Consider the following 12,869-nt stretch of genomic DNA (forward strand, 5'->3'; position numbering starts at 1 on the left):
GCTTATTATGTCGAATTCTGTTTTTAATATGCGTTGGGCTGAGATTATTATCGAAGCGCTGACCCGTCATGGCATGAAACATATTTGTATTGCGCCCGGCTCGCGTTCTACCCCTTTGACTTTAACTGCGGCAAAGAATAACAAATTACATTGTCACACGCATTTTGATGAAAGAGGGTTAGGGCATCTTGCATTAGGTTTAGCAAAAGCGAGTTTAGCGCCTGTTGGTGTGATCGTAACTTCAGGCACCGCAGTGGCTAACTTATATCCATCTTTGATTGAAGCAGGCTTAACGGGTGAAAAAATCGTTTTTCTCACCGCAGATCGACCACCAGAGCTCATTGATTGCGGCGCAAACCAAGCTATTCGTCAGACACATATATTTGCTTCGCATCCTACGCAAAGCTTGATGTTGCCAAGGCCAACAGAAGATATTTCTGCAAAATGGCTAGTCAGTGCTATTGATAATGGCATGAACTTGTTACACCAAGGTGCATTTCATATTAATTGCCCATTTGCAGAGCCATTATACGGTGAGACAGACGGAGCCTATGAGTGGCAACAACAGTTAGGTGATTGGTGGCATTCAAATTTACCTTGGTTAAGTGAACCTTTAACAAATACCGTTGCGCATATTTCAGATTGGTACTTTTGGCGCCAAAAAAAAGGTGTCGTGATAGCCGGTAGAATGAATGAACAGGACGGCCAACGCGTTGCTGACTGGGCTAAAATGCTTGGCTGGCCATTAATTGGTGATGTTCTTTCGCAAACAGGGCAGCCTTACCCATGTGCAGATCTCTGGTTAGCTCATCCTCAAGCTCAAGATTGGCTGAAGCAAGCGGAATTAGTGGTGCAATTTGGTTCAAGTTTAACCGGTAAACGCTTACTTCAATGGCAGGCTCAATGCCATCCACAAGAATACTGGATCATTGATACGATCCAAGGGCGTCTTGACCCAGCAAATCATTATGGTCGAAAATTAACCTGCTCTATCAAAGGCTGGCTTGATGAACATCCTGCACAACCGCGCGGTACTTGGTGTGATGGTTTATTAGCATTAGCAGAACGTACGCAACAGCATGTCACAGAGCAATTACAACATCAATTTTCTGAAGCTGCGGTTGCGCATCAGCTACCACAACTTTTGGCACCAAAAGGGCAATTATTTGTTGGTAATAGCCTTATTGTTAGGCTAATTGATGCATTTGCTCAATTACCTGCTGAATATCCGGTTTATAGTAATCGAGGTGCGAGTGGTATCGATGGGCTAATTGCCACGATGGCGGGCGTACAACGAGCAACAGCAAAACCGACATTGGGCATTGTTGGTGATCTTTCTGCTCTGTATGATCTCAACAGTTTAGCATTATTGCGAGAACCTTCTGCTCCAACCATTTTGATTGTAGTGAACAATAATGGAGGGCAAATTTTTTCGATGCTGCCAACGCCTGAAAAAACACGACAAGATTACTACTGCATGCCACAAAACGTTCATTTTCAGCACGCGGCCTTGATGTTTGGCTTGCAATATGAGGCACCAAAAGATTGGTTATCATTACTCAATGTTGTTGAGCAGTTTTGGCATAATCAACAAGGTACGTTATTGATCGAATTAGTTGTCGATAGTGATGAAGGGGCGCGCACATTCAAACAGTTACTTGATGAAGTAGGTAACCTTTGATGTTAGCGGCCTACCGTGATAATCAACACCAATCAGGACCGTGGCTGATTTGGCTACATGGATTACTAGGCAGTGCTGATGAATGGCAACCTATTGTTGATCTCTGTCCAAATTATCCCTCTCTGCGTATAGATTTACCGGGGCACGGAGCCTCTAGCTCCATAGATTGTCATGGTTTTGCTGATTTTGATCAGCAGCTAGCTCAGGTAATACAACATCATGGTATTTCACAATATTATCTTATTGGTTACTCATTGGGTGCGCGTTTAGCAATGCACTATGCATGTTACTATCAGACTGATGGACTATGTGGTTTGATTATTGAAGGCGGAAATGTCGGGCTAAATGAGGTTGCTCTGCGTGCTCAAAGAGAGAAAAACGATCATCAATGGGCGCAACGTTTTCGTTTTGAGCCGATTGAAATAGTGCTAAATGATTGGTATCAACAAGCGGTTTTTGCTCATTTAACCGCTAATGAACGCCAACAATTAGTATTATTACGCCAGCAAAACAATCCTCAATCGGTTGCGAATATTTTAGAAAATACCTCATTAGCCAAACAACCTTTTTTAGCCGACAAGCTATCTGAGCTCTCGATACCATTTCGCTATTTTTGTGGCGAACGAGACCAAAAATTTCGAAGCGTTTCGCAACAATATGCTTTGCCGATTACGCTAATTAACAATGCAGGGCATAATGCTCATCGTGAAAATCCGCATGACTATGCAACTGCGCTTCACCATTTTTTATCACTTTGTGGTTAAAGGAACCTGATAATGATTTATCCTAGCGAAGAAAAGCTCTATGCTCCGATTGAATGGCAAGATTGCTCTGAGGGGTTTGATGATATTCTGTATCATAAATCACCTGAAGGGATTGCAAAAATTACCATTAACCGTCCGCAAGTACGTAATGCATTCCGCCCACAAACCGTGAAAGAGATGATCCAAGCGTTGTCTGATGCACGTTATGATGACACGGTAGGCACCATTATTTTGACTGGCGCAGGTGAAAAAGCCTTCTGTGCTGGTGGCGATCAAAAAATCCGTGGTGACTACGGCGGCTACCGTGATGAAAGTGGTACACACCACCTTAACGTATTGGATTTTCAACGCCAAATTCGTACTTGCCCTAAACCGGTTGTTGCGATGGTGGCAGGCTTTGCCATCGGTGGCGGTCACGTACTGCACATGATGTGTGACCTGACGATTGCCGCAGAGAACGCCGTATTTGGTCAAACAGGGCCAAAAGTCGGCTCCTTTGATGGTGGGTGGGGCGCTTCTTACATGGCACGTATTGTTGGCCAGAAAAAAGCTCGTGAAATTTGGTTCTTATGCCGTCAGTACAATGCACAAGAAGCATTAGATATGGGGCTGGTGAATACGGTTGTTCCTTACGCTGAACTGGAAAAAGAAACAGTGCGTTGGTGCCGTGAAATGTTAGAAAATAGCCCAATGGCATTACGTTGTTTGAAAGCAGCTTTAAATGCAGATTGTGATGGACAAGCTGGTTTACAAGAACTTGCAGGTAATGCAACTATGCTGTTTTACATGACCGAAGAAGGTCAAGAAGGCCGTAATGCCTTTAATGAAAAACGTGCGCCTGACTTCTCTAAATATAAGCGTAACCCATAATGCGTAAGGCAACACTTTACGCGTTTAGCCTGCCGATGGAGGCAGGCGTTATCCTGCGTTACCAACGCCTAAAAACTCGTGATGGGTTGCTGGTTCGCTTAGAGGATGGGGAGAACGTAGGTTGGGGAGAGATATCGCCCCTTCCTGAGTTTAGTCGAGAAACATTAGCTGAAGCCACCGAAGAAGCAAAACAAAAGTTGACGGAGTGGGTAAGTGGGCAGCTTTTGATAGATAGCCTTTTACCATCGGTTGCTTTTGGTTGCAGTTGCGCCTTAGCTGAATTGTCAGGTGAACTACCCGAGCAAGCAGACTACCGTAAAGCGCCACTGTGTAGTGGTGATCCTGACGACCTTATTTTACGCCTTGATGCAATGGAAGGTGAAAAGATTGCTAAGGTCAAAGTTGGGTTGTATGAAGCGGTACGTGACGGTATGGTCACTAACTTGCTGCTAGAAGCGGTACCTGACTTGAAATTACGTCTTGATGCAAACCGCAGTTGGACAAGAGCCAAAGCGGAGGGTTTTGCGAAATACGTTAATCCTGAATATCGTCACCGCATCGACTTTCTTGAAGAGCCTTGCAAAACTCGGGAAGAGTCACTGCAATATGCCGCAGATACGGGTATTGCCATTGCGTGGGATGAAAGTGTTAGAGAAGCTAATTTCAAAGTCGAAGCGCAAGCAGGGGTAGCTGCGATAGTGATCAAGCCTACGCTCACTGGGAGTTTAACCTATTGTCGCCAATTGGTGACTGAGGCACATCAACATGGTTTGCAAGCGGTGATCAGCTCATCAATAGAAACGAGCTTTGGGCTAACACAATTAGCTCGTATCGCACATCAGCTAACACCGCATACGATACCGGGGTTAGATACACTTGATTTAATTCAATCTCAATTAATTAGAACTTGGCCTAATAGCTCACTTCCGGTTACACAGCTTGATGAATTAACAATCGAATGGCAGAGTTAACACGTTTTAATGACTGGCCTTGGCAGCACTGGGCCAGTCAACAACCTAGTGCTATTGCATTGCTAACGGATGATAGCGCTTTGACGTGGTTGCAGTTATCCGAAAAAATTACCGCGCTTGCTGAGTGTTTTTATCAGCAGGGGCTACGTAATAGCCAGACTGTTATCTTACGCGGGAAAAATAGTCCACAACTGCTCTTAAGCCAATTGGCTATATTACGTTGTGGTGCAAAGGTGTTACCTCTGAATCCACGACAACCTGAATTATTACTGAAAGATTTATTACCGCACCTCGATATTGATTTCGTTATTGACTTTGATGATGGATTACTCAATTTATTTTCATATCCCGAATTACAATTTATAGAGACGAATCCTTCTTATCCGCAGCAGATAAGCCATTTGCCATGTTTTGATCATGTGATAGAACAGCCCGCCACCCTGATCTTAACGTCAGGCTCGACAGGATTGCCCAAAGCGGCGCTGCATAGTATGCATGCGCATTTTGATAGCGCTAATGGTGTGTTACAGGCAATGGACTACCAAATGAATGATTGTTGGTTGTTATCGTTACCGCTATTTCATGTTTCTGGGCAAGGTATTTTATGGCGTTGGTTATTGCGTGGCGCTAAATTAGCAGTTAAATCAGCATGTTTAATTGAATCGTTACAAGGGGTCAGTCATGCCTCTTTGGTGCCAACACAATTATGGCGACTGCTTGAGCAAACAGAAAGTCGTTCATTAACCCTAAAACAAGTTTTGTTAGGTGGTGCGACAATACCGACATCATTAACTGATTTAGCCGCAAGCAAAGGAATTGATTGCTGGAGTGGTTATGGCATGACAGAAATGGCTTCAACGGTGTGTGCTAAACGTGCCGATGGCAGAAAAGGGGTCGGCCAGCCTCTTAGTGGTAAACAAGTCAGATTAGTCGACAATGAAATTCAAATTAAGTCGCATAGCCAAGCCCTTGGTTATTGGTTTGATGGGAAAATAAAACCACTCAATACGCTTGAGGGTTGGTTGAAAACTAATGATAAAGGAGCTTATATTGATGGTGAATATCAAGTGCTTGGGCGATTAGATAATCTGTTTATCAGTGGTGGTGAATGTGTCCAACCAGAAGATATTGAAGCCGTTATTAATAGCCATCCTGCGGTAAAACAGAGCTTTATTATACCAATTGATGATAAAGAATTTGGGCAACGAGGAGTGGCAGTGGTGGATGTCAGCGAGACACAGATATTAAGTGAGATTGCGGATTGGTTAAAAGACAAACTCACGCCATATCAATTTCCTGTACATTTCTATCGACTTGAAAGTCAGTTAAAAAGCAGTGGCATTAAGGTCTCTCGAAAGCAGGTCAGAGACTGGGTATACAATCAATAATGAGAGTTAAATAATTAGGGCTCTAATATATACTCTTTATATTTCAAGTTGCAGGGAGCTGACCGTGCTACGCTCACCGAGGCATAGAGTTATCTATGCAGCCCAGCAGCCTTCGCTTGTCTTCTTCCTGCATCTCGAACTATTTAGAGCATAGAGCCCGAACTTAATTTTTATCTAACGTTATTTAAGTGCATTAAGCGCTTTTTCAACACCTGCACCGTATTCAGGATGCACCTTTTTAAACAAATCAATTTGGCGTTTTTGTGTTTCTTCAGACGCTTCAATTAATTCACCTGCTAGGCGTTTGAACATGCGTTGATGTTCTGCATCATCCAGTAATTCATATAAAGCACGAGGCTGGCTAAAGTAGTCTTCATCTTCACGATGGTTCCAATGGTCAGCAGCGCCTTCAATCGTCAGTGGTGGTTCACTGAAATTAGGCTGTTCTTGGAATAAGCCAGCACTGTTTGGCTCATAAGTCACACCATTACCACTATTGCCATCAACACGCATTGCACCATCTCGATGGTAATTATGGAACGGGCAGCGTGGGGTATTAACAGGGATCTGATGGTGGTTAACACCTAAGCGATAGCGATGTGCATCACCATATGAGAACAGACGACCTTGCAGCATTTTATCAGGTGAGAAACCAATACCTGGAACGATGTTCGCTGGGCTAAATGCAGCTTGCTCAACATCCGAGAAGTAATTGGCAGGGTTACGGTTTAATTCAAAATAACCAACATCAATCAGTGGATAATCTTTATGTGGCCAAACTTTAGTGAGGTCAAATGGATTATAAGGTACTGTTGATGCTTCTTTTTCTGGCATAATTTGGATCTGCAAATTCCAACGTGGGTAATCACCTTTGTTGATCGCATCAAACAGGTCTCGTTGTGAGCTTTCACGATCTTTACCAATAATGGCTTCGGCTTCTTCATCCATTAGGTTAGCAATGCCTTGTTGACAGCGGAAATGGAATTTAACCCAAAAACGTTCATTATCATTATTGATAAAGCTATAGGTGTGGCTACCAAAACCATGCATATTACGATAGCTACGTGGTAAACCACGGTCACTGACATCAATGGTTAGCTGGTGGAGAGATTCAGGTAAGTGAGAGAAGAAATCCCACTTATAAGCCATTGAGCGCATATTGCTATACGGACAACGTTTAACAACGTGGTTTAAGTCAGGGAATTTTAGAGGGTCACGTAAATAGAAAACAGGGGTATTATTACCAACCAGATCCCAGTTCCCTTCTTCGGTATAGAACTTCAGTGCAAAACCACGGATATCGCGTTCAGCATCAGCAGCGCCTCGTTCACCTGCGACTGTTGAAAAACGTGCAAACATATCGGTTTTCTTACCAACGGAAGCAAAGATTTTAGCGCGGGTATAGCGGGTAATGTCATGAGTTACGGTGAAAGTTCCAAATGCACCTGAACCTTTAGCATGCATACGGCGTTCAGGGATCACTTCGCGGTCAAAGTGAGCCAATTTCTCTAAGAACCAAACATCTTGCAATAACATTGGGCCACGTGGGCCAGCGGTCATTACATTATTATTATCGACAACAGGTGCGCCAGACGCAGTCGTTAGGCCTTTCTTTTTCATCACAATACTCTCCAGTGAGTTATAGACAATAAAACCAATAAATCCTTTTAATGCAGTTTATATCATATAAATTGATAAATTATGCATTATTATCATTCAATTATAGTTGATTGGTTGAAGTATAACTAATTTGTCGTATCGATTGCTGTGATAACTAATTAAAAATGATTATAAATAGAGATTGGCTTGAGCTAAGTGATACTCATTTCAGTAGTTATTGGTTGTTTTTTAGTAATCATAAAGTAAAAAACAGTAATAACTGCTGAGAATAGTGATTATATATTGTAATATTATTACTATAACTTCTATTTATGGGGCAATAATATGCGTAAAGGATTATTTCTCGCTGCTGCTGCGGCGTCATCACTGATGTTTGTTGGGACAGCACAAGCAATCTCGGTAAATGCAAGTGCAGGTGAACATTATACTGAATTAAGCGCTGGTATTGGTACTAAAGGTTCTGGCCTAGCATTTGATGGTTCATGGGCGCGCAGTGATCATAACGGTCAAATGGGTAGCTTAGGTGCAACTTTTGGTTTACCACTGGGGCCATTCTCTGCTTATGTTGGCGGTAAAGCGCTATATTTATCTCCTGAAGATAATAAAAACGGTATGGCACTAGCGGCTGGTGCAGGTTTAGGCTGGCAAGCTCTACCTTCATTAAATATCTATGGCGAAGCTTATGGTGCGCCTGCTTCGTTAACTTCGGGTAGTGATGCTTATACTGAAGCAAAAGTGGGTGCTCGTTACACGGTATTTAAACCTTTATCCGTTGATGCAGGTTACCGTATCATCGATATTAAAGGTAATCACAACAACCCAAACAACAAAATTGCTGATGGTTGGTATGTTGGTGCAGGTTTAAGTTTCTAATAAATCTGTTCTAAAAGAAAAAACCTGTACCGTTTTATTAACGGTACAGGTTTTTTTATGGGAGAGATATTTAACCTACATTAGGTAAAAAACCGGCCACAATAGCAAATTGGATCACAATCACAGCGATACCACAAAGTAGCACAACACCTAAAACAGCCGAACCACCTTTGACCTGATAGTGAGGTTTGTCCGTTGGCTTTTCTGTTGCTCTGACTCGCATGGTTAATAATGCAGGGATGATCAGTGCTAATACTGACAATGCCACTGCTGCATAAGTTAACGCTTGCACAAAACTACTGAAAAATAATGCGGCAAGTAGTGGTGGCAAAAAGGTTAATAACGTCGTTTGCATCCGACCAAAGAAATGATTACTACGCTTGAATAAGTCAGCTAAATAATCAAACAAGCCGAGTGCGACTCCTAAGAATGAAGTGGCGAGAGCAAGATCCATAAACAGGCTCACTGCAATGTTGACTCGTGGTGTTGCGACAACATCTCGGATTGCCGTCAATAGGCCATTAAGTCCAGCCTCTTGAGCCAAAATACCTAAAAAGGTGCTAGATGGGATTGAACCTAATGTGGCGATTTGCCACAGAATATAGGCGATCAGAGGGATCGCGCTTCCTGTAATAAAAATGAGACGTAATTTACGTACATCACCATTCATGTAATTAACTAGACTAGGCACACTGCCATGAAAACCAAAAGAGGTAAAAATCACAGGAACAGCGGCTAGGAGCATCCCTTTCTCGACAGGCATCGACGCTAAGTTGACAGATTCAACATGAGGCATCATAACGGCTAACATAATTACCAGAAAAATAATTTTAGCAGTAAATAGTAAGCGGTTAATAAAATCGACAGAATGGGTACCGATACAAACTACCGTACCACCAATCACGGTAAATAGAATGATTGCGCTTTCGGTTGAAATTTGAATATTCCACCAAGACGAAAGACTGTCGGAAATTAATACGCCTGCACCGCCAATATAAGCGGTCGTGAGTGCATACATTAATAATAGCATGCTAAGGCCAGTGACGATTTGGCCTATTGGACCTAGGTATTTTTTAGCGATAGAGCCTAAACCCATATCAGGTGGATTATGTTGATAAACTTCAACCAACAGTAATGAGGTATAACTCATTAACATCCATAAGCCTACAAGTAAGCAAACGATACCTGTGAAACCGACACCCGCAGCGGCTAGTGGCATTGCCAGCATCCCTGCACCTATTGTTGTTCCTGCAACGATTAAAACGCTACCTAGCGTGCGATTTTTCACAAATTCCTCTGATTAAAAGTCATAGATTAATAAGCTGTGCAGATTATGCGATCTGCTTTTTTCTGTCAAATCTAAATTACATTTGATGTAAACATATATTTACGATGATGGGGTTTATTGAGCTTAAGTGATGAAAATAACTGCGAATAGTTTTAGGTAACTAATTAATTAGAGTTATGAAATTAGATCATTAAAGGTGAATATATATGGTTTATAATGTTAATATGTCTTTATTAATCGACTGATTTATATGGATATTTTAACTTAACAGAACAGTATGGCAGTAACTTAAGATAAATATTGTGATGTAATGCCGAAATCGCATTGAAAAATAAGATTAAATTCTTTTACTAATTAATATAAATCAACAATTTGCCAATCTTTCATCCTGATAATGTAGATAAACATTAATTAAAGGATGAACTTATGGACTTTCTGATACAACTCGCCATTATTCTTGTCTGCTTGTTCTACGGAGCAAGAAAAGGGGGGATGGCATTAGGGCTGTTAGGTGGTGTTGGGTTGGTAATACTGGTGTTTGGTTTTGGTCTACCGCCTGGAAAACCGCCTGTTGATGTTATGCTTGTTATTATTGCTGTTGTTGCCGCATCAGCAACCTTACAAGCATCAGGCGGTTTGGATGTCATGCTGCAAATTGCAGAACGACTACTACGTAAAAATCCAAAATACATTTCTATTGTGGCACCTTTTGTGACATGTATCTTAACCATTTTGTGTGGTACAGGGCACGTGGTGTATACCATCTTACCGATTATCTATGATGCCGCGATCAAAAATAATATCCGTCCAGAAAGACCGATGGCGGCCAGTAGCATTGGTGCACAAATGGGGATCATCGCCAGTCCTGTTTCTGTTGCAGTGGTATCATTAGTAGCGATGCTTAATGGTGTCACTATTAATGGCAAATCATTAGAATTTTTAGATTTATTAGCAATTACCATTCCATCTACGCTGATCGGGATACTGGCTATTGGTATTTTTAGCTGGTTTAGAGGTAAGGATTTAGATAAAGATCCTGAATTCCAAAAATTCATCTCAGTGCCAGAAAACTATGAGTATGTTTATGGTGACAGCGCGACTTTACTTGATAAGAAATTACCAAAAATTAATTGGGTTGCGATGTGGATTTTTTTAGCATCCATCGCTGTTGTTGCCATTTTGGGCGCAGTTTCTGAATTAAGACCTTTGGTTAATGGTAAGCCACTTTCCATGGTACTCGTGATCCAAATGTTTATGCTGTTGGCTGGTGCACTGATTATCATTATTTGTAAAACAAACCCGGGGCAAATATCTAAAAACGAAGTATTCCGTTCAGGGATGATAGCAATTGTTGCGGTGTATGGTATCGCATGGATGGCAGAAACCATGTTCGGCGCACATATGGATGAGATAAAAGGCACCCTTGGCGCATTAGTCAAAGATTTTCCATGGGCTTACGCAGTCATTCTATTATTAGTTTCTAAATTTGTTAACTCACAAGCGGCAGCATTAGCTGCGGTAGTGCCGATTGCGTTAGGTATTGGTGTTGATCCCGCCTATATTATTGCATCTGCGCCTGCTTGTTATGGTTATTATATTTTACCAACTTACCCGAGCGATCTTGCTGCCATTCAATTTGACCGTTCAGGAACAACTCGGATTGGTAAATTTGTGATTAACCACAGTTTCATTTTACCGGGTTTGATTGGTGTGGGTGTTTCTTGTGTGTTTGGCTGGGTATTTGCGGGTTTGTACGGCTACCTATAATGCATAAAATAATCACTTCTAAAGTGATATGAGTATGTCAGACTACCGTTGAATAAATGATATTTTACGGTAGTCATTTAATTTTTTGATAAATTGATTTTAATGGGATTTCTTTAATCTCAAACAAAATTTTTGCTGTTTTTTAGCGTGCCCTTAAGAAAGGTTTGACTGCTCGATGGATAGTGCGATGGTGACAATCAAACACTTTTTTACTTGGTTCTGTCAGTGTGCTACTTATTGATTGATTTCAATATCAGAAAGAGGGTGGCAGCAACAAGGTAGGATTTCTCCATTTTGGACAAAGGCCAAAGGCTTTTGTTTATAACCCACTTTCCCTTTTAGAAGCATGACCTTGCATGAACCACAGTAACCTTCTCGGCATTGAAACTCGACAGGTATACGGCTGTCTTCAAGTGCATCGAGCAAGCTAGTGTGGATCTCGGTATGGTAGGGGACTTGCACACCCTGCGAAAGCCGCAGGGTGACTTTATGGCTAGCCATGATTAGAGTTCAAAATCACTCAGGTCATCAGTATTGACTTCAGAGTCAATCTGACCGACCAGATAGGAGCTGACTTCAACTTCTTGTGGCGCAACTTGAACGTTATCAGAAACTAACCATGCATTGATCCAAGGAATTGGATTTGAACGTGCTTCGAATGGTAGTTTTAAACCAACAGCTTGCATACGAATGTTGGTGATATATTCAACATATTGACACAAAATGTCTTTGTTCAAGCCAATCATTGAGCCTTCGCTAAATAAGTATTCAGCCCACTCTTTTTCTTGCTCAGCCGCATCCACAAACAGTTTATAGCATTCATCTTCACATTCTAAGGCAATTTCTGCCATTTCAGGATCGTCTTGACCTGAACGCAGTAAATTTAGCATATGCTGTGTACCAGTGAGATGCAATGCTTCATCACGGGCAATCAATTTGATGATTTTAGCATTACCTTCCATCAGTTCACGCTCTGCGAAAGCAAATGAACAGGCAAAACTGACATAGAAGCGAATGGCTTCCAGTGCGTTAACACTCATTAGGCACAGATACAGCTGTTTTTTCAGAGCGCGTAATGACACCGTAATTTGCTTACCATTGCAGGTGTGAGTGCCTTCACCAAACATATGGTAATAATTAGTCATTTCAATCAGTGTATCGTAGTACGCTGAAATATCACGAGCACGCTTCAGAATTTCTTCATTTTCAACGATATCATCGAAAATCAGTGCCGGATCATTCACGATATTACGAATAATATGAGTGTAAGAGCGTGAATGAATAGTTTCTGAGAATGCCCAAGTTTCAATCCAAGTCTCTAATTCAGGAATTGAAATCAAAGGCAGCAGTGCTACGTTAGGGCTGCGACCCTGAATAGAGTCAAGCAGCGTTTGGTATTTCAAATTACTGATGAAAATATGCTTTTCATGATCAGGCAGTGCATTGTAATCAATGCGATCGCGTGAAACATCAACTTCTTCTGGGCGCCAGAAAAACGAAAGCTGTTTTTCGATTAACTTTTCGAAAATCGGATACTTTTGCTGATCAAAGCGAGCTACGTTAACAGGCTGGCCGAAAAACATCGGCTCCAGCAATTGGTCATTTCTCTTTTGAGAGAAGGTTGTGTATGTATGTGACATGACAATT

11 protein-coding genes are annotated in these 12,869 nt (G+C 41.8%); 7 read left to right on the forward strand and 4 right to left on the reverse strand.

Going from position 1 to position 12,869, the window contains the following annotated elements; all coding sequences use genetic code 11:
- The first annotated feature begins 7 nt into the window (after window positions 1-7).
- Genes menD through menE form a run of 5 tightly spaced genes read left to right on the forward strand, consistent with a single transcriptional unit; the run spans window position 8 to window position 5,674 of the window.
- A complete protein-coding gene (menD, locus tag M1E96_RS07620) occupies window positions 8-1,681 on the forward strand; it encodes a 2-succinyl-5-enolpyruvyl-6-hydroxy-3-cyclohexene-1-carboxylic-acid synthase (protein WP_272579946.1) in 1,674 nt (557 codons plus the stop codon).
- Window positions 1,681-2,445 carry a 2-succinyl-6-hydroxy-2,4-cyclohexadiene-1-carboxylate synthase gene (gene menH / locus M1E96_RS07625; RefSeq protein WP_070929244.1) on the forward strand — a complete coding sequence of 255 codons (765 nt, stop codon included), beginning with the start codon at window positions 1,681-1,683 and terminating at the stop codon, window positions 2,443-2,445. The genes menD and menH overlap by 1 nt, the downstream gene beginning before the upstream one ends.
- 12 nt (window positions 2,446-2,457) lie before the next feature.
- Window positions 2,458-3,315, forward strand: coding sequence for a 1,4-dihydroxy-2-naphthoyl-CoA synthase (gene menB / locus M1E96_RS07630; protein ID WP_140178631.1), 858 nt, complete (start codon window positions 2,458-2,460; stop codon window positions 3,313-3,315).
- Window positions 3,315-4,286 (forward strand): o-succinylbenzoate synthase, encoded by a 972-nt coding sequence (menC, locus tag M1E96_RS07635; RefSeq protein WP_272579947.1) that lies wholly within the window; start codon window positions 3,315-3,317, stop codon window positions 4,284-4,286. Before menB ends, menC begins: the two co-directional genes overlap by 1 nt.
- Window positions 4,274-5,674 carry an o-succinylbenzoate--CoA ligase gene (menE, locus tag M1E96_RS07640; protein ID WP_272579948.1) on the forward strand — a complete coding sequence of 467 codons (1,401 nt, stop codon included), beginning with the start codon at window positions 4,274-4,276 and terminating at the stop codon, window positions 5,672-5,674. The genes menC and menE overlap by 13 nt, the downstream gene beginning before the upstream one ends.
- A gap of 180 nt (window positions 5,675-5,854) precedes the next feature.
- Here menE and M1E96_RS07645 read toward each other — a convergent pair whose 3' ends face one another.
- Window positions 5,855-7,294, reverse strand: a complete 1,440-nt coding sequence (locus M1E96_RS07645) for a catalase (protein ID WP_272579964.1) — start codon at window positions 7,292-7,294, stop codon at window positions 5,855-5,857.
- 324 nt (window positions 7,295-7,618) lie between these two features.
- Here M1E96_RS07645 and M1E96_RS07650 point away from each other — a divergent pair, with 324 nt between their 5' ends.
- Window positions 7,619-8,167, forward strand: a complete 549-nt coding sequence (locus M1E96_RS07650) for a YfaZ family outer membrane protein (RefSeq protein ID WP_070929247.1) — start codon at window positions 7,619-7,621, stop codon at window positions 8,165-8,167.
- Between the two features lie 70 nt (window positions 8,168-8,237).
- Here M1E96_RS07650 and tyrP read toward each other — a convergent pair whose 3' ends face one another.
- Complete coding sequence (tyrP, locus tag M1E96_RS07655) at window positions 8,238-9,455, reverse strand: tyrosine transporter TyrP (RefSeq protein ID WP_337979912.1); 1,218 nt, start codon at window positions 9,453-9,455, stop codon at window positions 8,238-8,240.
- A gap of 426 nt (window positions 9,456-9,881) precedes the next feature.
- Here tyrP and M1E96_RS07660 point away from each other — a divergent pair, with 426 nt between their 5' ends.
- Window positions 9,882-11,222, forward strand: coding sequence for an anaerobic C4-dicarboxylate transporter (locus M1E96_RS07660; RefSeq protein ID WP_070929249.1), 1,341 nt, complete (start codon window positions 9,882-9,884; stop codon window positions 11,220-11,222).
- Between the two features lie 234 nt (window positions 11,223-11,456).
- Here the strand turns inward: M1E96_RS07660 and yfaE are convergent, their stop codons facing one another.
- A complete protein-coding gene (yfaE, locus tag M1E96_RS07665) occupies window positions 11,457-11,723 on the reverse strand; it encodes a class I ribonucleotide reductase maintenance protein YfaE (protein ID WP_070929250.1) in 267 nt (88 codons plus the stop codon).
- A 2-nt stretch (window positions 11,724-11,725) separates the two neighbouring features.
- Window positions 11,726-12,862, reverse strand: coding sequence for a class Ia ribonucleoside-diphosphate reductase subunit beta (nrdB, locus tag M1E96_RS07670; RefSeq protein WP_070929251.1), 1,137 nt, complete (start codon window positions 12,860-12,862; stop codon window positions 11,726-11,728).
- Window positions 12,863-12,869: the final 7 nt, after the last annotated feature.

The sequence above is a fragment of the Providencia sp. PROV236 genome (genome assembly GCF_033676985.1).
In the GTDB taxonomy this organism is placed as follows: Bacteria; Pseudomonadota; Gammaproteobacteria; order Enterobacterales; family Enterobacteriaceae; genus Providencia; species Providencia manganoxydans.

Coding starts and splice junctions, on each gene's coding strand:
- menD (WP_272579946.1), top strand. CDS start 8: ATGTCGAATTCTGTTTTTAATATGCGTTGGGCTGAGATTATTATCGAA.
- menH (WP_070929244.1), top strand. CDS start 1,681: ATGTTAGCGGCCTACCGTGATAATCAACACCAATCAGGACCGTGGCTG.
- menB (WP_140178631.1), top strand. CDS start 2,458: ATGATTTATCCTAGCGAAGAAAAGCTCTATGCTCCGATTGAATGGCAA.
- menC (WP_272579947.1), top strand. CDS start 3,315: ATGCGTAAGGCAACACTTTACGCGTTTAGCCTGCCGATGGAGGCAGGC.
- menE (WP_272579948.1), top strand. CDS start 4,274: ATGGCAGAGTTAACACGTTTTAATGACTGGCCTTGGCAGCACTGGGCC.
- M1E96_RS07645 (WP_272579964.1), bottom strand. CDS start 7,294: ATGAAAAAGAAAGGCCTAACGACTGCGTCTGGCGCACCTGTTGTCGAT.
- M1E96_RS07650 (WP_070929247.1), top strand. CDS start 7,619: ATGCGTAAAGGATTATTTCTCGCTGCTGCTGCGGCGTCATCACTGATG.
- M1E96_RS07660 (WP_070929249.1), top strand. CDS start 9,882: ATGGACTTTCTGATACAACTCGCCATTATTCTTGTCTGCTTGTTCTAC.
- yfaE (WP_070929250.1), bottom strand. CDS start 11,723: ATGGCTAGCCATAAAGTCACCCTGCGGCTTTCGCAGGGTGTGCAAGTC.
- nrdB (WP_070929251.1), bottom strand. CDS start 12,862: ATGTCACATACATACACAACCTTCTCTCAAAAGAGAAATGACCAATTG.